19 protein-coding genes are annotated in these 18,287 nt (G+C 63.1%); 10 read left to right on the top strand and 9 right to left on the bottom strand.

All coding sequences use genetic code 11. From position 1 onward, the window contains the following. Positions 1 to 85 precede the first annotated feature (85 nt). Genes ACFULV_RS24035 through ACFULV_RS24020 form a run of 4 tightly spaced genes read right to left on the bottom strand, consistent with a single transcriptional unit; the run spans position 86 to position 4,591 of the window. The gene (locus ACFULV_RS24035) at positions 86 to 1,171 is read right to left on the bottom strand and encodes an alpha/beta hydrolase family protein (RefSeq protein ID WP_378660336.1); all 1,086 of its coding nucleotides are present in this window, start codon (positions 1,169 to 1,171) and stop codon (positions 86 to 88) included. After that, positions 1,168 to 2,760, bottom strand: a complete 1,593-nt coding sequence (locus ACFULV_RS24030; protein WP_378660333.1) for a bifunctional 3-(3-hydroxy-phenyl)propionate/3-hydroxycinnamic acid hydroxylase — start codon at positions 2,758 to 2,760, stop codon at positions 1,168 to 1,170. Before ACFULV_RS24030 ends, ACFULV_RS24035 begins: the two co-directional genes overlap by 4 nt. A gap of 28 nt (positions 2,761 to 2,788) precedes the next feature. Continuing rightward, a complete protein-coding gene (locus ACFULV_RS24025) occupies positions 2,789 to 3,712 on the bottom strand; it encodes a VOC family protein (protein ID WP_378660330.1) in 924 nt (307 codons plus the stop codon). Between the two features lie 27 nt (positions 3,713 to 3,739). Continuing rightward, positions 3,740 to 4,591, bottom strand: a complete 852-nt coding sequence (locus ACFULV_RS24020) for a fumarylacetoacetate hydrolase family protein (protein ID WP_378660327.1) — start codon at positions 4,589 to 4,591, stop codon at positions 3,740 to 3,742. 256 nt (positions 4,592 to 4,847) lie between these two features. Here ACFULV_RS24020 and ACFULV_RS24015 point away from each other — a divergent pair, with 256 nt between their 5' ends. From ACFULV_RS24015 to ACFULV_RS23995, 5 genes are all read left to right on the top strand, one after another. Beyond that, a complete protein-coding gene (locus ACFULV_RS24015) occupies positions 4,848 to 5,549 on the top strand; it encodes a GntR family transcriptional regulator (RefSeq protein WP_378660325.1) in 702 nt (233 codons plus the stop codon). A 142-nt stretch (positions 5,550 to 5,691) separates the two neighbouring features. Next, complete coding sequence (locus tag ACFULV_RS24010; protein WP_378660322.1) at positions 5,692 to 6,606, top strand: VOC family protein; 915 nt, start codon at positions 5,692 to 5,694, stop codon at positions 6,604 to 6,606. 73 nt (positions 6,607 to 6,679) lie between these two features. Continuing rightward, positions 6,680 to 7,546: a fumarylacetoacetate hydrolase family protein gene (locus ACFULV_RS24005; protein WP_378660319.1), complete on the top strand. Its 867-nt coding sequence runs from the start codon at positions 6,680 to 6,682 to the stop codon at positions 7,544 to 7,546. Continuing rightward, positions 7,546 to 8,697 carry a tRNA-dihydrouridine synthase gene (locus ACFULV_RS24000; RefSeq protein WP_378660316.1) on the top strand — a complete coding sequence of 384 codons (1,152 nt, stop codon included), beginning with the start codon at positions 7,546 to 7,548 and terminating at the stop codon, positions 8,695 to 8,697. The genes ACFULV_RS24005 and ACFULV_RS24000 overlap by 1 nt, the downstream gene beginning before the upstream one ends. Before the next feature lie 72 nt (positions 8,698 to 8,769). After that, entirely contained in the window at positions 8,770 to 9,810 is a 1,041-nt protein-coding gene (locus ACFULV_RS23995; RefSeq protein WP_378660313.1) for an amidohydrolase family protein, read from the top strand. A gap of 93 nt (positions 9,811 to 9,903) precedes the next feature. Here ACFULV_RS23995 and ACFULV_RS23990 read toward each other — a convergent pair whose 3' ends face one another. Together ACFULV_RS23990 and ACFULV_RS23985 are read right to left on the bottom strand one after the other, a co-directional pair. After that, positions 9,904 to 10,362 (bottom strand): cupin domain-containing protein, encoded by a 459-nt coding sequence (locus ACFULV_RS23990; RefSeq protein ID WP_378660310.1) that lies wholly within the window; start codon positions 10,360 to 10,362, stop codon positions 9,904 to 9,906. A 13-nt stretch (positions 10,363 to 10,375) separates the two neighbouring features. Beyond that, complete coding sequence (locus ACFULV_RS23985) at positions 10,376 to 10,822, bottom strand: lipocalin-like domain-containing protein (protein ID WP_378660308.1); 447 nt, start codon at positions 10,820 to 10,822, stop codon at positions 10,376 to 10,378. Positions 10,823 to 11,132: 310 nt separating this feature from the next. Here ACFULV_RS23985 and ACFULV_RS23980 point away from each other — a divergent pair, with 310 nt between their 5' ends. From ACFULV_RS23980 to ACFULV_RS23970, 3 genes are all read left to right on the top strand, one after another. Continuing rightward, entirely contained in the window at positions 11,133 to 12,398 is a 1,266-nt protein-coding gene (locus ACFULV_RS23980) for an MFS transporter (RefSeq protein ID WP_378660306.1), read from the top strand. 24 nt (positions 12,399 to 12,422) lie between these two features. Beyond that, positions 12,423 to 14,033, top strand: coding sequence for an FAD-dependent monooxygenase (locus tag ACFULV_RS23975; RefSeq protein WP_378660303.1), 1,611 nt, complete (start codon positions 12,423 to 12,425; stop codon positions 14,031 to 14,033). A gap of 165 nt (positions 14,034 to 14,198) precedes the next feature. Next, entirely contained in the window at positions 14,199 to 14,897 is a 699-nt protein-coding gene (locus ACFULV_RS23970; RefSeq protein ID WP_378660379.1) for a hypothetical protein, read from the top strand. Between the two features lie 147 nt (positions 14,898 to 15,044). Here ACFULV_RS23970 and ACFULV_RS23965 read toward each other — a convergent pair whose 3' ends face one another. Further along, entirely contained in the window at positions 15,045 to 15,443 is a 399-nt protein-coding gene (locus tag ACFULV_RS23965; protein ID WP_378660300.1) for a hypothetical protein, read from the bottom strand. Positions 15,444 to 15,616: 173 nt separating this feature from the next. Here ACFULV_RS23965 and ACFULV_RS23960 point away from each other — a divergent pair, with 173 nt between their 5' ends. Then, a complete protein-coding gene (locus ACFULV_RS23960; RefSeq protein WP_378660298.1) occupies positions 15,617 to 16,342 on the top strand; it encodes a response regulator transcription factor in 726 nt (241 codons plus the stop codon). A gap of 253 nt (positions 16,343 to 16,595) precedes the next feature. Here the strand turns inward: ACFULV_RS23960 and ACFULV_RS23955 are convergent, their stop codons facing one another. Then, the gene (locus ACFULV_RS23955) at positions 16,596 to 16,775 is read right to left on the bottom strand and encodes a hypothetical protein (RefSeq protein ID WP_378660296.1); all 180 of its coding nucleotides are present in this window, start codon (positions 16,773 to 16,775) and stop codon (positions 16,596 to 16,598) included. A 7-nt stretch (positions 16,776 to 16,782) separates the two neighbouring features. Between ACFULV_RS23955 and ACFULV_RS23950 the strand changes: the two genes are divergently transcribed. Beyond that, positions 16,783 to 17,754: a sensor histidine kinase gene (locus tag ACFULV_RS23950; protein ID WP_378660293.1), complete on the top strand. Its 972-nt coding sequence runs from the start codon at positions 16,783 to 16,785 to the stop codon at positions 17,752 to 17,754. A gap of 103 nt (positions 17,755 to 17,857) precedes the next feature. On the opposite strand, the gene ACFULV_RS23945 is transcribed toward ACFULV_RS23950, so the two are convergent. After that, on the bottom strand, positions 17,858 to 18,211 hold the full coding sequence (locus ACFULV_RS23945; protein ID WP_378553527.1) for a carboxymuconolactone decarboxylase family protein: 354 nt from the start codon (positions 18,209 to 18,211) through the stop codon (positions 17,858 to 17,860). Between the last annotated feature and the right edge of the window lie 76 nt (positions 18,212 to 18,287).

Genomic DNA, 18,287 nt, shown 5'->3' with positions numbered 1-18,287 from the left:
TGCACCCGGACAGCAGTGCTCGACGTCGTTGGATATGTTTCGTTGGATGGGCATCGGGTCGATGAGGCCGACCCCGCGGGTGGGCTCAAGCGTCGTAGAGTCGATCTGCGAACCAGTCGGCGACGATGACATGCTTTTCGTGCGAGTGGTTGTAGAGGCAGTGATCGCCGTCGGCCCACTCGTCGAACCGTTTGTCGACACTCGCGGCGCCGTCGTATAGCGCGCGTGCGCTCTCGATCAGGAACACTTGGTCCGGGGTGCCGTGCAGCACAAGCAATGGGCAGGTGAGGTTTTCCAGCAGAGCCGGTGTCAGCCGGAACTCCTCCATTGCCTCGCGAGCCTTCACGGGATCGTCGATCCCGGTGACCGCGGTGATCTTGGTGATGAAGCGGCGGTAGCGATCCAGGATTTCGGCAGGTCGCACGGTGCCACCGTTGACACAGCACGCCGCGACGCGGTCGTCGGTGGCTGCTGTCAGCGCAGCCAGGTAACCGCCCATGCTGTTGCCCCAGATGCCTACTGTCCCGGCGAGGCGCCGGTCGTCGAGTACATGGTCGATCACCGTCGAATATGCCTGTGCGACATCAGAATCCATATACAAGCCCTGGACTAGGCGGGTCTCGCCCTGGCCCGGGCCGTCCACGAGGAACACCGCGACGTTGCGTTCGAGCAGGTATTGCGCGCCGACGTGGTACTCCTCGCGCCAGCCGTCGAATCCACCTGTGACGATGACGACCGGCGGAGCGGGGACATCCGGCGGTCGCAGCAACCAGCCACACACAGCGCCGTCGCGGTACGGAATCTCGACATGGTCGACCGCCTGCTCGCTGAGCGCACCGGCGCGTCCGAAGTGGTCGATCAGCAATCGATACATAGCCAGCTTGCGCGGGTCATTGTCGGGCAGTGGAACTTGGCCTACCCGATAGCAGGCCGAGGAAAGCAGGTGCCACTGCCGAGCGCTCTTGGTATATCCCCGGGACAGAGCCACCGCGGCGCGCTGACCGTTGATCGCGCCGAGTTCATCCGCGGCTTCCGCCCACGACTGCCCGGCATCGACACGGGCGTACAGATCGACGACATCTGCGTAGTCCATGCCGTTGCCAGTGAGTCGTTGCACTGGCATAGCGCGTTTGTGCGCCTCGGCCTCGGCGCGCCACGCAGGCTCGGTCATCGAGCGACCTGTGCCGGAACGACTGCGCCGAGTCTCGTCTCGAGTTGATCGACGAGCGAGGCGATCGCCGCGAGTTCATCGGTGGCCGCGAAGATGTAGAAGTCGGGCCGATACAGGATGGCGACAACTCGGTGTTGGGCAAAGTAGTCGGCGTAATAGCCGTCGATATCGACGACCTCGCCACCGGATCCGGGCGCCGACAGCGTAACTACCTTGCCGCCGAGATGCTCCAGCACCGCGGTGCGATGGGCGTCGATGTCGACGTCACTGTCTGGCGCCAGCAGCAGGACCCAACCCGAGCCGAGCACGTCGTCGAATCGCCCGATGGTTTCCCCGATGGCGATGCGGCCTTGCGGGGCAAGGGTTCCCGCGATATCCGTACCGGCGTCGGTGCCGAGCAGCCCCGCCTCGATATGCGGGAAGGGCGGCGGCGGCGGTACATCGCCCCGACGGAAGGCTTCATCTCGTGCGGCCGCTGTGTCGGGATCGAAGGTGCAGGAGACTCGCCCTGCCTCGATGGACATCCCGATCAATGTAGCCACGTGTGGTGCGCGCTCGGTGCGGTAGGAGTCCAGCACATTGGTGCCGCCGATGCCACGCATGGCGAGATCGAGGCGCCACGCGAGTGCTTTGGCGTCGCGTACGCCGGAGCACATGCCCTGCCCCATGAACGGGGGCATGACGTGCGCCGCATCGCCGACGAGGAAGATCCGGCCGTCGTGCCAGCGATCGGCGAGCTTGGACTGGAAGGTGTAGATCGCCTGTCGAACGAGATTCGCGTTCTTCTCGGTGACGCCATAGGGCGCCATCAATTCCCATGCCACTTCGGGGCTTTCCATCTGTGCGGCAGTTTCTCCCGGCAGCAGGGCGAATTCGAAGCGTCGATGCTTCTTGCCCAGCTGGAACAGACAATGTGGACGTGCGGGATCGCAGATCTGGCCGTTGTCGAAGCCGAAATCGAGAGGCTCGAGCGGCTCCAGATCGCATACCAGCCAGGTTTCGCGGAAACCGAAATCTTGTTGCCCCGCACCGATCTGGCCTCGGACGAAGCTGTTGGCGCCGTCCGCCCCGATCAGATATCGCCCTCGAACGGTCCGGACATCGTCACCCAGGACCTTCTCGCCCTCGGCGCCGAGGCGCACCGAACGGAACTCCACCTCGATGTGGTCGGCGTGGCGTACCAGCGCGACGGCTTCCCATCCCTGATGGATGCTGACCGTGGGTAGTGCTCGTACGGCGTCATCGAGAGCGTCCTCGATCAGAGGCTGGTACATGATGTAGTCCGACGGCCATCCTGAGATGCCGTCACGGTCCCAGTCGAAGGTGATCAGTGTTTCGCCCGCGGCGTTGCGGAATACGTACTTGGTCGCGCGGAACATGTCCTCTTCCAAGCGTTCGGCGATGCCGAGCGACTGGAAGATCCGCATGATTTCGTGGTCGATGTGCCCTGCCCTGGCCCGTCCGTACAGCGTGGGCCAGCGCTCGAACACTGCCACCGAGTACCCGGCCTTGCCGAGCAACCCGGCCATGGTCTGGCCGACCGGGCCGTAACCGACCTGTACGAAGTCGTGAATTTCTTGCTGGGACATCATCGTCTCCTGGATGGATGAATCGGGGTCAGTCGGCGTGGTGGGCGCCGGTCATCAGGCCGGCGAGGTCCTCGGGGTGCAGAAACGACGGCGGCGGTGGCGGTCCCCAGTTGAACAAGCCCTTAGCGCCTTCGAATGCCTGCGGCGTCCAGAGCTGGTCATCGACAATGCAGTCCATGTCGGAGTAGTACTCGGAGAAGTTGCCCGCTGGATCTTTCAGGTACCAGAAGAAGTTCGACCCCGCGTGGTGGCGACCGAGGCCCCACACGTGACGTTCGGGATTGCCCTCCAACATCGCGGTCGCGCCGCGCCCGACGTCGTCGATGTCGTCGACTTGCCAGGAGGTGTGGTGGAGGAAGTTGACCGGTGCCTTCAATACGAGCACGTTGTGGTGATCAGTCGAGCACCGCAGAAACGCCCCGTGGCCCTTGATCTCGTCGGAGAGCTTGAACCCCAGTCCGTCGGTGAAGAATCGGCGCGTGGCATCGAAGTCGATCGTGCCGATCACGACATGGCCGAGTTTGCGCGGACGTACCGGATCTTCCCGCAAGACACCAGGGGCGCGGAGGTTACTGCGTTCGATCCGGCCGGGTCCGTTGTAGGCGGTGGCTGGTTGCACCGACTGCGCCAGCCGGTCGTCGACTCGAATAACCGCCCGGAAGCCGGCGACTGGTTCCCGCGCGGTGACGGACCCACTCGTCAGGTCCACCGGCAGCCCGAGCCCCCGCAACCGGATGGCTGCCGCGGCGATATCGTCGGAATCGTCGGCACCGATCACGATCTCGACCAGGCGGCGGCTGGGAGCGGTGACCAGCCGCAACTGGTCACCGGCGTCTCGGGTCGCCAGCCAGCCGTCGTCGGCGGGGGCGAGGCCGAATTCGGTGTAATAGTCCCGAGTGGTCGTCGGGTCCGGAACCCCGATCGTGACCGAGGACAGTCGATGCAGCGCCATTGCCTGCTCCTTCGAAACGTTGTGCGGTCAGTGACGGGCGACCAGGAGGTGCCGCATCTCACCGACGCCACGGACATAGCTGGTCAATTCGTCGTTCGGCGCGAGAAACCGTGCGGGAGTGCGCCCGAGACCGACGCCGGCGGGAGTGCCGGTGAAAATGACATCGCCGGGCAGCAACGGCGTGATCGCCGACAGTCGTGCGATCAGTTCCGGCACCGGGAAGACCATGTCGGAGGTCTTGCCCTTCTGCATCTGCTCGCCGTTGATCAGGCAGCCCAGTTCGAGGTCGTCGGGGTTGTCGAATTCGTCCGGGGTGACCAGCAGTGGGCCGATCGGACCGAACCCGGGATGCGATTTGCCCATGCTGAACTGCGGGGCAGGGCCCACGCGCTGGCGGTCACGCTCGGAAAGATCCTGTCCCACCGACACGCCCGCTACGTAACGCCAGGCGTTGTCGGCAGGGACACGATGTGCCTCGCGGCCGATCACGACCACGAGCTCTACTTCCCAGTCGACCTTCCCCTCGGGGAGCTCGATGGTGCCGTACGGGCCGGCGAGTGAAGTCACGAACTTGGTGAAGACCGGTGGTTCCTCGGGCACAGCGAAAGATGACTCGGCCGCGTGATCGGCGTAGTTCAGTCCGATCGCGAAGACCTGACGCGGTTGTGGCACCGGATTGCCGAACGCTGACGAGGGGATATCGGCGAGCGGTCGACCGGTGTGGGTGACTGTGGAGCAGAAGGCGATCAGCTCGTCCCAGCGTCCATAGGCATCCTGCATCGTCGAGCCGAACCGGTCCGAGCTCGCCTGCGCGATATCTACGACGGTGTCGGATGCCGTGACCAGTGATAGTCGGTCGGAGATGTTGGCGAATCGCACGATGCGTGCTCCCTGAGTGAGGGGGTGGGCTATGCCCTCCCCGCGCGTTGTTGTGCCTTGAGTCACTTTCGAAAGTAGCAACCTTGTTTCGATAGTTCAAGTGGCTTTCGTAAAACTGACACGTGTTGCCGGTGGGTTGCGGCGACTCTGGGTCTCCCGGTTCGGTCGGCGCGGGGGGTGTGGTCAGGTCACTTTCGAAACTATCGAACGAGTTTCGATACCTTATGAGTGTTTCGTATGGTGCTACCGTGGTCGCATGGTGAAGAGCAGCGGAACGACTCGCACAGACGGCGTCTACCAGGCGCTGCGGGCCGACATTCTCGGCGGGCGGCTGGTCCCTGGGGCGAGGCTGAAGTTCCCGGAGCTGTCGGAACGGTACAAGGCCAGCGTAGGCGCCACTCGCGAAGCGCTGACAAAACTGGCGGCCGAGGGACTGGTGACGACGAAGGCGCATCAGGGTTACCTGGTCCGGCCGCTGTCGCATCAGGATCTGGCCGATCTGACCGCTGCCCGAGTCGAGATCGAATCGCTCGTGCTGAAGTTGTCAGTGCTCGATGGCGACATGCGATGGGAGGCGGATGCCCTTGCGGCGCACCATCTTCTGGAACGAGCGCAGTTTCGAGACCCCGCAGACCCGAATCATCCGACCGATGAGTGGTCGACAGCGCACGTCGCATTCCATAATGCCCTCTTGGCCGGCTGTGGCAACCGCCGGTTGCTCGAAACCGCGCAAGCGTTGCGTCAAGAGGCCGAGCTCTACCTGCAATGGTCGGTGTCATTCGGCAACGAACCTGACCGTGACCTGGCGGGAGAGCACCGTGCCTTGCTGGACGCCGCCTTGGCTCGTAAGGCCGACCTCGCGCAGGAACTGTTGCGCGATCACATCGCACACACCGCACAACTGCTGATCAGTTGTGCATTGGATGAACCGAATACGGCGGAGGTCGACCCCGGGTAGTCGATGGCGGGAGTGGGCGCGGCCTGTTCTCAGTAGGTGGCTCCGCCATCTTCCTGGCAGCTGACGGCTGACAGCCGACGGCTGTGAAGCGACCCGATGTAAGTGTTGGACGTCACAAAACAGCTCGCGTGAAATAGTGGGCATGCAAGAGAACAACGATCTCCCCGATCCTGCTGTTCGGGTTTCGAAACTGAGCTATGTCGAATTCAGGACACCCGACCTTGACCGAATGGTCGAGTACTACACGAAAGTCCTGGACTTCAATCTGGTCGAGCAAACAGCCCAAAGTGCCTTCATCACCACCGGCTCCGACCATCACTGCGTCGTTCTGACCAAAGGTGACTCCGCAGCGCGCACGAACGTCGGATACGAGATTTGGGAAGAACTCGGAGACGCCCAGCGACGACTTCGAGACGCTGGCTATGACGTCGAACGGCGGTCCGATATCGCTCCAGGCACGCCCGATGTCCTCGTTCTGACAGAACCGACCACCGGAATCGACCTGCATCTCTTCGCTGACCAGGACCTCGTCGGAGCGACCGAATACACGCCGTTGCGGCCGACGAAGCTCGGCCACGTCGCAGCATTCACGCCTGAACTCGACCCACTGCAGAAGTTCTATCAGGAGCTGCTCGGATTCAAATGGTCGGACACTGTCGGTGACTTCTTTGTCTTCCTGCGGTGCAATTCAGACCACCATGCCGCCAACTTCATGTCGAGCACAAAAAACGAGGGAATGCACCATATCGCGTATGAAATGCGTGACCCGAACCATCTGATCTCCATGCTCGACCACCTCGCCGCCCATGATTACCGCTTGCACTGGGGGCCGGGACGGCACGGTCCGGGACACAACATGTTCACCTACCACAAGGACCCCGACGGAAACACGATCGAACTGTTCACCCAGATCGATGTGGTCCACGACGAATCCAAAGGCTATTGGGAGCCGCGTCCGTGGCATGAATCCTTCCCCATGTATCCGAAGACGTGGGAGGTCGACATCGCCACCGCAAATCACTGGGGGCCGTTCGACCAGGGATCACTGGACCACTGAACACATCGAGACGGAGTTGACTATGAAGCCTTGGAGTTTGGTCAGCGTGCTGCCCGCGGGTACGCACATACCTGTGGTGGCCGCGAAGGTCGACGATGAATTGTTCGCGGTGCCTGCTCTCGATGGATACGGCGATCTTTCGGCGGTCGTCACAGACTGGGCAGCGGTAGCACCACGATTGCGGGAGTGGGACCCCGCAGATGCCCGGCCGATCGGTCTGTGCACGCTGCTGGCACCGTTACGCTCGCCAGGCAAACTCGTGTGCGCCGCGGCCAACTATCTCTCGCACCTGCAAGAGTTGGGGTTCCCGAATCTGCCCGACGGGTGGGAGCCCTACTTCTTTCTGCTGCCGCCCACCTCGGTCATCGGTCCCGGTGATCCCATCGTCATTCCGGATGAGCCGGATGCGCAGGTGGACTGGGAAGCCGAGTTGGCCGTCGTCATCGGTTCGCCGGCCCGCAACGTGCCCGTCGAGCGAGCGTTGGAACACGTCGCCGCATACACGATCGTGAACGATGTTTCGGCGCGAGGCAGACTCGCGCGAACCAATCCACTGGCGCCCCCGTTCGCTTATGACTGGCTCGGATCGAAGGGCCGCGACACATTCTCCCCGCTCGGCCCATCACTCACGCCATCGTGGTTCGTCGATGACCCGCAGGAACTCACGGTTCGTCTGTGGCTCAACGACGAACTGCGCCAGGACGGCACGACCGCGGACATGATCTTCACGGTCGCGCAGCTGATTTCGTCGCTCAGTCAGGAAATGACACTGCAGCCGGGCGACGTCCTTGCGACCGGCACTCCCGCCGGGGTCGGTTTGGCGTCGGGCAGCTTCCTCGCCGATGGGGACCGGATCCGGATCGAGATCGGGGCTCTTGAAGCATTGGAGAACACGGTGCTGACAGAGTCGCGCGCTGACCTCATGTCGACCGGCGCGTGATGCCGACGCCTTTTGCGGCTCTCTTCGAGCCGCTGAAGATCGGCTCACGAATGGCCCGCAACCGCATTGTTCATGCACCGATGTCGGTGTGCTACGGCGACGAACATGGCTATGTCACCGAGGCTGCGATCGAGCATTACGCGCGACGGGCGCAGGGCGGTGCCGGGTTGGTCGTCACCGAGAACTTCGCCATCAACGCCGCCGGTAGACAGATGCCACGTCAGACCATGGTGTCGGAAGACGTGTACCTGCCGGGCCTTACCAGACTTGCCATGGAGGTAAAGGCACGCGGAGCGCTGGTCATGGCTCAGATCGTGCACGCTGGACGCTACGCGGGTCCGTGGGAAATCTATGACGATGCGCGTCGGCTGGCGCCGTCGGCGGTCCCGTTCGAGTTGACTCCCGGCCGTTGGGTTACCCCGGCGGAAATCACCGAAGCGGAGATCTGGGAGAGCATCAGAGCATTCGGCGATGCGGCGGAGTTGTGCCGGCGTGCCGGGTTCGACGGTGTGGATATTCATGCGGGACAGGGGTTTCTGATCTCGTCGTTCCTGTCGCCACGGATGAACCGGCGTTCTGATGCGTGGGGAGGCAGTTTCGACAATCGTGTCCTGTTTGCGCTGGAGGTCGTTCGAGAAGTCCGCCGGCGTACCGGGCCTGAATTCATCGTTGCGGTGCACCTTCAAAGCGACGAGTTGATGCCGACAGGGTGGACCATCGACGATGCTGTCCTGCTGGCACCGAGGCTGGTAGCGGCGGGAGTTGACATGTTGTTTCCGACGTCAGCCACGTTCGAATCACTGCGGCACCCCGAGAACGCAGGGCTGTTCTCGCGACGCGGGTACGGTCTGGCTGACGCGGCGGCGGTCAAACAAGTTGTCGATGTACCTGTGATCGCAAACGGCGGACTCGGTGATCCCGCGGACGCGATCACCGCACTAGAGGAGCGCCGGGCCGATGCTATCGGCCTCGCACGTGCGTTGTTCGTCGACCCGGACTGGCCCGAGAAAGTATCAGCCGAGGCAATCGATCAGATTCGACGCTGCCCTTGTCAGCCCTCCCACTGTCTGCGAACGCAACTGCAGGGGGCGGTCTGCGACCACTGGCCTCCCGACGTTGTCGAGCGTGGCTACCTGGGTATCGACGACTGACCCGGCAGTCGCAGAAGTTTCGCGATCACAGCCGACGCGAGTCTTCCCATTTCAGTGACGAAAGGTATCCCCATGGTCGAAATCATCGACTGCGAAACACATTACTTCACCGAACCGTATCTCGAAGTCCTGCGTGGGCGGACCACACCGCCTCGGCAAGAGGTGCACGACGGGATCCGTCGGTGCTTTCCCGAGCCCAGTGCTCCAGAAGTTGCCTTCTCCTACCCGGCTGTCCTCGAGGAGCGACTGCTCGATCTCAGTGACGCGCGCATCGAAACGCTGGATGAGGAAGGGATCTCGGCTCAGGTCGTCTCGCTGACGGTGCCCGGAACCGAATTCTTCGAGCCGAAACTCGGTGTCACACAGGCCCGTGACTGCAACGACATGCTCGGCGCTGCAGTTTCGCGTCACCCAGAACGGCTGATCGGGCTCGCCACGCTACCGGCCTTCGACGGCGAGGCGTCCGCCGCGGAGCTGGAACGGTGCGTCACCGAACTCGGTTTTCGCGGCGCGAACATTCACTCGCATGTCGGAGACATGAATCTGGATGATCGCCGCTTATGGCCGATCTTCGAGGCCGCGCAGCGCCTCGGCGTTCCGATCAACATCCACCCCACCTTGCCGCACGGCTCGATGCTCGGACCGTATCTCGGATACGGGTGGACACTGGCCGGGCGGGGCCTCGGGTTCGGACACGAAGTCGCAGTCCAGGTCAGCAGGATGATCTTCGGGGGAGTGTTCGATGCCTACCCTGACCTGCAGCTCATGCTCGGTCATTGCGGCGAGGGACTGCCGTTCTGGATGTACCGGCTCGACTTTCCGTACATCAAGCCATATATCGATGTTCTCGGTGAACACCCGAAGCTCGACCGGAAACCGAGTGAGTACCTGACCGACAACTGTTGGTACAACTGTAGCGGAAATTTCTTCACCCCAGCGTTGCTCGCATGCATACACGCCGTGGGTGCGGACCGAGTGCTGTTCGGTAGCGACTACCCCTACGAGTCGTATCCAGAGGCCCGGCAGTTCCTCGAAACAGCACCACTGTCAGCTCCGGACCGCCGAAAGTTCGCGAGCGAGAACGCAAAACGTCTGTTCGGCCTCGGCAGCTAGCCGAGATAAGAACTCCCAACGGAGCTCTGGGCCGAGCGTCAGTCGAGTACTGATGCTCGGCCCAGAGGCTGTCCCTGCCTATGGAGCAGGTTATTAGGTGACACACGAGATCGGTTCGGCATCCAAGAGCACGAACAGCACTCGGCATGGGCGGTCCGAGCGATTCACCCATCCGTGATTGGTTCCCCGCTGGATCAGGACGTCGCCGGCATGCATCAATGTCGAGTCGTCGTCCAGGACAGCGTAGATCTCGCCCTCGATGATGTAGGCGTAGTCCAGCGACGCGGTGCGGTGCATGTCTGGCGCGGATTCAGCCTCCGCCGACGGGAAGTCGACAATTCGCAAGACGGTGCCTCTGTGAGGTGGCTCGAGCGGGACACCTGCAATAACAGGGTCTGCGTACCCGCTGGAGTTGTCGGGAGCGCCACGGTGCAACCACAGGTTGGTCGTCTCGACGCCGCGGGTCAGTTGCGGCCGGGCTTTGCCGTCGGCAACGAAGACTGCTCTGCCGTCCTTGTCGTGACCAGTGACGATTCGCCGAATGTCAGACATGAGTCGTTACCTCCTATTTCGTGCGCTGCCACAGGATGTAACTGGCCAGCGGCTCGCCGCCGAAGTTCATCGGTGGAGTGTCGAGTTTGAGCGTGTCTGCTTCGAACACGCACGTGCGTCGCAGGTCCCGGCCGACGAAGTTGGGAAACGTGGAGAACTGTACGTGGTGGATGACGGTGCCGGCCGTTTCATCGACGTCGAATGTCCCGCAGTAGTTGATGATCGACTCGTAGGCCCTGCGCTTCTCCGTCGCTGTGCCACCATCGAGCGAGTCGTCGATGAACGGCGCACGGTCCACGGCGGACAGGGTCGTGCTCATCAGCCCGCCGTCTGTGTAGAACAGCAGGCCTCCGCAGGCTTCGACTGGACCCAGTGGCGGGTCAAGTGCTTCGCCTCCACGAAAGATCCTCCAGTCGATCATCTTCCAGCTCCCCACGAGCTGCTGGCGGACTGTGGTCATTCGACCTCCTGGGTTGGCCATGTCGGTTGACGCACCTCCATGACATCAAACATTCGATCTGAAGCTTCTCATGCGAAAACCTATTGATGTGTCGAATATCTCGTGATACTTTCGAAAGTGATTCGGGACACACCAACGGTTATCTCCTGGACGCACCGCGGCAACTGCGCGCCATGTCTGTCCTCGGAAGGTGATGCTCGGCCGCGACGCAAGTCATCGCGCTGCTGAAGGCGTGCGCTCTGCTCAGTCGAGACGATGACGCTGTCCGGACCCGAATCCTCTGCTCAGTTCTGGGAAGGACACCTCTGCGATGACGCAGCCCAACAACCGCCTGGCGGTCGCGACCCCCCGCTGGGCGTTGCCCATCGGCATATTGATCCTTTTCATAGATGGCTACGACCTATTCGTGCTCGGGGCGGTCGGACCATCGCTGCTCGACTACTCCGACTGGGACGTCAGTTCGTCCACGATCGGGCTGCTCGGCAGTGTGACCGCGCTCGGCATGCCGCTCGGTGCGTTTGTCGCGGGGCGCGCGAGCGACACCTGGGGGCGCAGGATTCCGATCGCGGTGTTCCTGACGTGGGTTTCGGGCTGCATGATCATCACCGGTCTGGCACCCAACCTCACGGTCTTCGGCGTCGGCCGTTTCCTGACCGGAATCGGTCTGGGGGCTCTGACGCCATTGGTGGTGGCCTTCGTAGCCGATTGGGCAGCACCGGCACGTCGTAGCTTGCATGTCGGTACCGCACTGACCGGAATCGCTGTCGGCGGGATTGTGGTCGCGTCCGTTGGCCGGGCGGTCCTGCCCGAACTGCATTTCCAGTGGCTGTTCCTGGTGGGGGTACTGCCGTTGGCACTCGTTCCGCTGTGTTGGAAGCTGATCCCGGCGGGTTTGCCGACCGGCGACCGGGCGAACACGCTGGAAACTACGCTGCCCGAGACGACACCATTGCGGGAGGTGTTCGCGCCCGGAGTGCGAGCCGCCACCTTGCTGTTCGCGACCGCCGGTTTCTTCGGACTGGTGCTGGTATACGGCGCCAGCACGTGGCTACCGACACTGATGATCCGCGCGGGGTACGACCTGCATTCAGCGCTGGAGTTCACCATTGCCTTCAACGGTGGTGCGATCGTCGGAACGCTGGCCGCCACGGTCTTGGCGGATCGTGGCGGCCGCATCAAGGCCATCACGGTCGTATCGTTCCTCTGCGCCGCGATCGCCATGTTGGCGTTGAGCACACACCAATCGAGATGGCTGGTGCTCGTGATGTCGGCGGTAGCGGGACTGGGCGCGCTCGGCACGCAGAACTTGATCAACGCCTATGTCAGCCAGTATTACCCAGCCCGGCTGCGTGGCACGGCGCTCGGTGTGAGCCTGGGCCTCGGTCGACTGGGCTCGATCGTCGGGCCGAGCTATCTCACGCTCGTCACCGTCCTCATCGTCGCGCCCGGCGCAGGCTTCTACGGATTCGTCATTCCCGCTGTCCTCGGCGCCGTCGCCATCAGCCTTGTACCCGTTCGCCGTCGCGCGCAGCAGCAACCACAACGGACGACAGGCGAACTTGCCGAAAATCGTTGAACCACCATGCGTTTGGAGACCGTCATGAATTCGATGAGACCGAACAAGTACACCACTGACGTCGTGATCGCCGGCGCCGGACCGGTCGGCCTGACATTGGCCCATGAACTGGGGCAGCGTGGTATCGCCTGCGTTGTCATCGAGCCCCGCATCGTGGCGGGGGCCGCGTCGCCGCGGTGTAAACAGATCAATCCCGTATCGATGGCTACCTATCGCCGGCTCGGCGTCGCTGACGCCATTCGCGCCAATGCGCGCCTGCCCTTCGGCTGGTCGGATTCCGCAGTCTTCTGCACCAGCCTCACCGGACACACCATCGAACGCTTCGACGGCGTCTTCGCGCTCTCGGATATCCAGCGCGACGATCTTGCCGAACCTGCTCAATGGTGTGCACAGAACCGGCTCGAAGAAGCACTCCGAGACAGCCTGAGCGTCCGCCAGTCGGTGACGACCTGGTGGGGATACGCACTCGACGAGCTACGTCAGGATGATTCCGGAGTCGACGCCGTCACTCTCGGCCCAGGTGGGGAGCGTCGGCAGATCCGTGCCAAGTACCTCGTCGGGGCGGACGGCAGCCGTAGCCGCGTGCGCCACGAGATCGGTGCTCAGCTCTCCGGACGCGGCCACGAGGTGCAAAACGTCCAAGTCATCTTCGACGCCCCCGGACTCTCGCAAAGGCACCCGCAAGGCCGCGCCGTGCAGTACTGGGTGGTCAATTCCGAAACCAACGGACTCATGGGGACGTTGGACACTGACGACACCTGGTGGGCCATCATCGTCGATGCGCCACCCGATCTCACCGAGGAATCTGCCCGCCGCGCCGTTCACGCGATGATCGGCGAAGAATTCCCGATCAGCATCCGCAGCCTGGACCCCTGGCAAGCTCGAATGCTCGTTGCCGATACGTATCGAAGCAGTCGCTGCTTCTTGGCCGGTGATGCCGCACACCAGAACCCGCCCTGGGGTGGATTCGGCGCGAACACCGGCATCGGCGATGCTGTCGATCTCGGTTGGAAGTTGGCCGCTGCCATCGAGGGTTGGGCAGGTCCACATCTGCTCGATTCCTACGAGTTCGAACGCCGACCTATGGCACTGCGTGCGATCGCCGAGGCCGAGCGCAACATGCAGGTACTCACCGGCGAGCTGGTCCAGCCCGGGCTCGACGGTGACAGCGACGATGGCATACAAGCCCGGCTGAAGACTGCGGAGTTGATCCGGCAAACCAAAACTGCCGAAATGTACACCCTCGGTTTCGTACTCGGAGCGACCTACCGGGACTCGCCGATGATCGACTCACCGAACACGATCGTGGACCAGGGCCCGACGTCCAACTATCGACCATCCGGAACACCAGGATCCCGGCTGCCGCATCTGTGGCTGGATCGCAGTCGGTCGCTATACGACGTCCTCGGACCGGGTTACACCCTGCTCGAGATCGCCGCGCCTGCCGTACCGGAATGGGACGCCGCCGCGCAACAGCGGCGACTCCCGTTCACCCGATATCGGCTACACCGACCTGACCTGCACGGCTACTTCGGTGCTCGATTCGTTCTGGTTCGCCCCGATCTTCATATCGCGTGGCGAGGCGACACCACCCCGAACGCAGGTTCGGTACTGGACCGGGCTCGGGGTTTCTGACCCGACGGCTCTCGAAACGTTCCACTCGGAGTGCAAGCAGCTCGGCCGACCTGGACCGATTGACATCGCACCAAACAAATACTTCGTCCGATGCGCGTGCTGGCTGGGGCGACGTTCAGGCGCGGCCGAAAGACCGTGCAACACCATTCAGAGAAAGTAGTCATGATGAGGAAAGTTTTGGCAGGGTCGGCGTTGCTCGCCACCGCCATCTGCGTGAGCGCGGGCGCTGCTTCGGCGGTGCCGGGTAACCAGTCGACCGTGAATTACACGCTGAGCGCGACTGATCGGTCCACCCTGATCAGTACCGACGCGGGTTCGATCACTGCTGATGACGGGGTTCTTGCGATCAAGGCAGCGAACGGGGCGGTGCTCGGTGGAACCGAGTTGTCGTTCAGGGTCGATGATTTCGAGTTTCCCATTGCTGCGGAGGTCAAGGACCGGACCGCGACTTTGACCCCGCAGTTCGACGTGGCGCACGCTGTTTACAAGCCGGTCGCGTTGCCGTATGAGAACCAGGCGCCGTGGAAGTCGGAGTACGAGCGTGAGCAGGCGGCGTGGTCTCGGTTGACCAGCACTATCGCGTTGGGTGCCTCGGTCGGGACCACGGTCGGTGGTCTTGGTGGTGCGGCGATCGGTTGTGTGCTCGGTGGTATCGCCGGTGCGACTGTTGCTTCGGCCACGATTATCGGTCTATTCGGTGCGTTCATTCCGGCTGCTGCGGTTGGTTGTATCGGCGGGATTGTGGCGATCGGAGCGATCGGGACGGTGTTGGGTCAGCTGTTCGTGACTGCTCCGGTCGCGATTATGGCTGCGGTGCAATATTTTACGACGATCAACGCCCCAGCCCCGGTCCCCACGAAGTGAGAAACAGCCCTGCGGCACGGCCAGGTTAGCCGTGCCGCAGGGCTGTTCAATCGCAGTCGGACGCTTCATCGGGTCGACTGGTCGTTCTTGTCGACCGCTGCGGGACCACCACGCGATGGTCGCCAAGTCCGGTCTGTCGCAGCTACGTCACGGCCGGGAGATGCCGCATGCCTCGAAGGCTGCCTTGGCCGACGCGATCTGCTCGTCCGAAGGTTTGCCCTCCCGTCGGTTCTCACGACTGAAACCGGCGTCGCTGAGACACTGCTTCTGCTCATCGGTGAGCTGGGGCCGCTCGGGCATGGGGATCCCGCATGCGGCCAGCGCCGCCTGGATCGCATCGATCTGTTGCTGAGAGGGCTTGCCGTCCGGCCGGTTTTCCCGGCTGAGGCCCTGGCCGGCCAGGCACTGCTTCTGCTCATCGGTGAGCTGGGCATGGTGGCCCTTCCCTTCGCCCGGCGCGGCCGATGCGGATCCGGCGCCCAGACCTGCAGACAAAGCCATCCCCATCATGGCGATGGCCACGAACGAATTGCGGACGATACGCATACCGACGATTCCTTTCCTCGACTCAGTCGCCGCGAACGCGGCGACTGTCTGAGTCTCGACGGCGCGGCTGGCGGGCTCTCGAGGAGTTCCTTGCGGTTTCCTGGGCACCGGTTCACAGGAGATCGCCAGGAAACCTCGAGCCACCTCACACCGTCGACGGGCATCCTGTCGCTATGCCCGCGACACCGACGCCACTGCCCGCAGGCGAGTCATCGTCGACGCCACCGCGGGTCCTCGTGGTCGAAGACGAAGAGAACATCGCCTATCTGGTCGGCACCGGTTTGCGCATGGCTGGGTGCGCGGTGGAGACTGCGTCGACCGGCCGGGAAGCGCTGGCGTTGGCGGACAGCTATCGTCCGGACGCGATCGTGCTCGACATCATGCTGCCCGACGACGACGGCTACGTGGTCCTGGCCAAACTGCGCGGTCGCGGATGCGACGCACCTGTCCTGTTCCTGACCGCGCGGTCCGATACCGCCGAACGAGTCCGCGGATTGACCAGCGGCGGTGACGATTACATCGTCAAACCGTTTGTCATGGAAGAAGTTGTCGCCCGCGTCCAGGTCGCGCTGCGCAGGAGGGGCGCGATCGCCGAGCTGCCCGCGCAATGGCGGGTGGCAGATCTGGTGCTCGACGACGAAGCACACCGTGTGTGGCGGGGTGACGAGGAAATACATCTGACGGTCACCGAATTCAGTCTGCTTCGATGTCTCATCACCAACGTCGGCCGAGTGGTCACCCGAGCGCGGATCCTGGATCACGTGTGGCAGTACAACTTCGACGGCGAGTCCGCTGTCATCGAAACCTTCATCAGCAGCTTGCGTAAGAAGATCGACCGCGGCGGCCCGAAGCTCATCTACACCGTGCGCGGGGTGGGTTACTGCATCAGGGACGCCTGATGTCGCTGGCCAGGCGGCTGACCCTGGCGCTCATCGCCTTGACCTTGACGATGCTGGCTGCCGGTGGCGCCGTTGTCGTGATCCAGCGCCACTACCTCGTCCAGCAACTCGACACGCGACTGTCACAGTTGGCAGAGAATCCGACGGTGCCGTTATTGCTGAGCCAGCGGTCGAGACAGGTCAGCAGGTTCCCGGCCGCGTTCGGCGACATCTACCTCGGGATTCGCAATGTCGACGGCACGCTCACCACCATTCAGGCGCCCACTGATGACCCGAGCGTGGTGCCGAATCTGCAAGGCATGCAGTCACTTCCCGTGCCGTCAGGTCGCCCGACGACGGCGGGGGTCGCGTCGGAGATGCGGGTGATGACGATCGAATCCTTCGGTGCCACCGCGGTCATCGGGATCTCGGCCCAGAACGCACGGGATGCCACGTCGCGGTTGATCCTCGCGCTGGCGGCGGCTGGTGGCATCATCGGACTGGTTGTCGGTTCGGTCGTCTGGTGGGTGCATCGTCTCGGCTTGGCGCCCATCGCGCGGATGACAGAGGCTGCCGATGCGATCGCAGCCGGAGCCACAGATCGTCGTGTCGAGGCGTACCGGCCGGGGACCGAGGCTGCCCGGTTGAGTCAGGCGTTGAACACCATGATCGACACCATTCAGGCCACCGAGGACCGGATGCGGCGATTCGTCGCCGACGCATCCCACGAACTCCGCACGCCACTGACAACCTTGCGCGGATACTCCGCCCTGTACTCGTCCGACGGCCCCGTCGATACGGACGGGGTTCAAGACGCGATGCGTCGAATCAACGACGAAGCCCGTCGAATGGCGGGGATCGTAGAAGCATTGCTGGACCTGAACGATCTGGACGAGCACGGCATCGCAGATCGTGGAATAGTCGACGTCGTGCCTCTCGTCGCGGCTGTCGTCGACGATCTGCATGTCATCCAGCCCGAGCGTTGCATTCGTGTCGAAATGCCGAAATCCCTTTGTGTCACCGCAGTTTCGGATCGGGTGGTCCAAGCAGTGCTGTCGCTGGCTACGAACGCGCTGCGGCACACCCCCAGTGATGCCACGATCACCATCCGCGTCATCGGAATCGACAATTCGGTAAGGATCTCGGTCGATGACACCGGGCGGGGTATCGCGCCCGAGCACCTCCCGCATTTGTTCGACAGGTTCTATCGGGCCGACAGCGGCCGGGCGCGCAGTCGGGGCGGCAATGGTCTGGGTTTGGCGATCGTCGCCGCGATCATGCACGCGCACAACGGTACTTTTGGAGTCGACGCCCAGCTGGGTCGCGGTAGCAGCTTCTGGATCGAATTCCCCCGAGGTATCCCGGAATGCGGCGATGTCGGTCAGCGTGGTCGTTCAACGCGCACCAGGCCCGACGCGATCACTACCAGTTGAGTACGGTGGCGGACAGCCCAGTTTTCGTCATCGCCCGCTGGACCTGAGTGCGTGCGATCAGCGGGGCTCACCTACCTCTGTTCGGCTCGGGTCGATTCTTCATCTACTCGGCGTCCGCGTCGAAGGTCTGTTGCACGATGCGCATGGCTGAAAGTGCCGCGGGGGCACCGCAATACCCGGCGGTGTGGATGATCGCTTCGACGATCTCTTCGCGCGTGAGGCCGTTGGCGAGTGCGCCACGTACATGGCCGGCGAGCTCCTCGTGCGCTCGCAGCGCAGTCAGCATCCCGAGATTGAGCAGACTGCGGCTGCGGCGGTCCAGTCCGGGGCGAGTCCACACCGCACCCCAGACGTGTTCGGTGACGAACCGCTGCAGTTCGGCCGACTCGGTTCCCTCGGTACGGGCCAGCGCCTGGTCGACGAACGAATCGCCCATCACCTCCCGGCGAACCGACATGCCTGTCTCCGACAGCGCGGATTCGTGTTGGGAGCTATCGGGAAACGGCACTGCTACCTCCTGGTGGCATAGGGCG

It is taken from the genome of Nocardia sp. NPDC057272 (assembly GCF_042668615.1).
Taxonomy (GTDB): Bacteria; Actinomycetota; Actinomycetes; order Mycobacteriales; family Mycobacteriaceae; genus Nocardia.
This window is presented reverse-complemented; position numbering and strand designations above follow the sequence as displayed.

Coding starts and splice junctions, on each gene's coding strand:
- ACFULV_RS24035 (WP_378660336.1), bottom strand. CDS start 1,171: ATGACCGAGCCTGCGTGGCGCGCCGAGGCCGAGGCGCACAAACGCGCT.
- ACFULV_RS24030 (WP_378660333.1), bottom strand. CDS start 2,760: ATGTCCCAGCAAGAAATTCACGACTTCGTACAGGTCGGTTACGGCCCG.
- ACFULV_RS24025 (WP_378660330.1), bottom strand. CDS start 3,712: ATGGCGCTGCATCGACTGTCCTCGGTCACGATCGGGGTTCCGGACCCG.
- ACFULV_RS24015 (WP_378660325.1), top strand. CDS start 4,848: ATGGTGAAGAGCAGCGGAACGACTCGCACAGACGGCGTCTACCAGGCG.
- ACFULV_RS24010 (WP_378660322.1), top strand. CDS start 5,692: ATGCAAGAGAACAACGATCTCCCCGATCCTGCTGTTCGGGTTTCGAAA.
- ACFULV_RS24000 (WP_378660316.1), top strand. CDS start 7,546: ATGCCGACGCCTTTTGCGGCTCTCTTCGAGCCGCTGAAGATCGGCTCA.
- ACFULV_RS23995 (WP_378660313.1), top strand. CDS start 8,770: ATGGTCGAAATCATCGACTGCGAAACACATTACTTCACCGAACCGTAT.
- ACFULV_RS23990 (WP_378660310.1), bottom strand. CDS start 10,362: ATGTCTGACATTCGGCGAATCGTCACTGGTCACGACAAGGACGGCAGA.
- ACFULV_RS23985 (WP_378660308.1), bottom strand. CDS start 10,822: ATGACCACAGTCCGCCAGCAGCTCGTGGGGAGCTGGAAGATGATCGAC.
- ACFULV_RS23980 (WP_378660306.1), top strand. CDS start 11,133: ATGACGCAGCCCAACAACCGCCTGGCGGTCGCGACCCCCCGCTGGGCG.
- ACFULV_RS23975 (WP_378660303.1), top strand. CDS start 12,423: ATGAATTCGATGAGACCGAACAAGTACACCACTGACGTCGTGATCGCC.
- ACFULV_RS23970 (WP_378660379.1), top strand. CDS start 14,199: ATGAGGAAAGTTTTGGCAGGGTCGGCGTTGCTCGCCACCGCCATCTGC.
- ACFULV_RS23965 (WP_378660300.1), bottom strand. CDS start 15,443: ATGCGTATCGTCCGCAATTCGTTCGTGGCCATCGCCATGATGGGGATG.
- ACFULV_RS23960 (WP_378660298.1), top strand. CDS start 15,617: ATGCCCGCGACACCGACGCCACTGCCCGCAGGCGAGTCATCGTCGACG.
- ACFULV_RS23945 (WP_378553527.1), bottom strand. CDS start 18,211: ATGTCGGTTCGCCGGGAGGTGATGGGCGATTCGTTCGTCGACCAGGCG.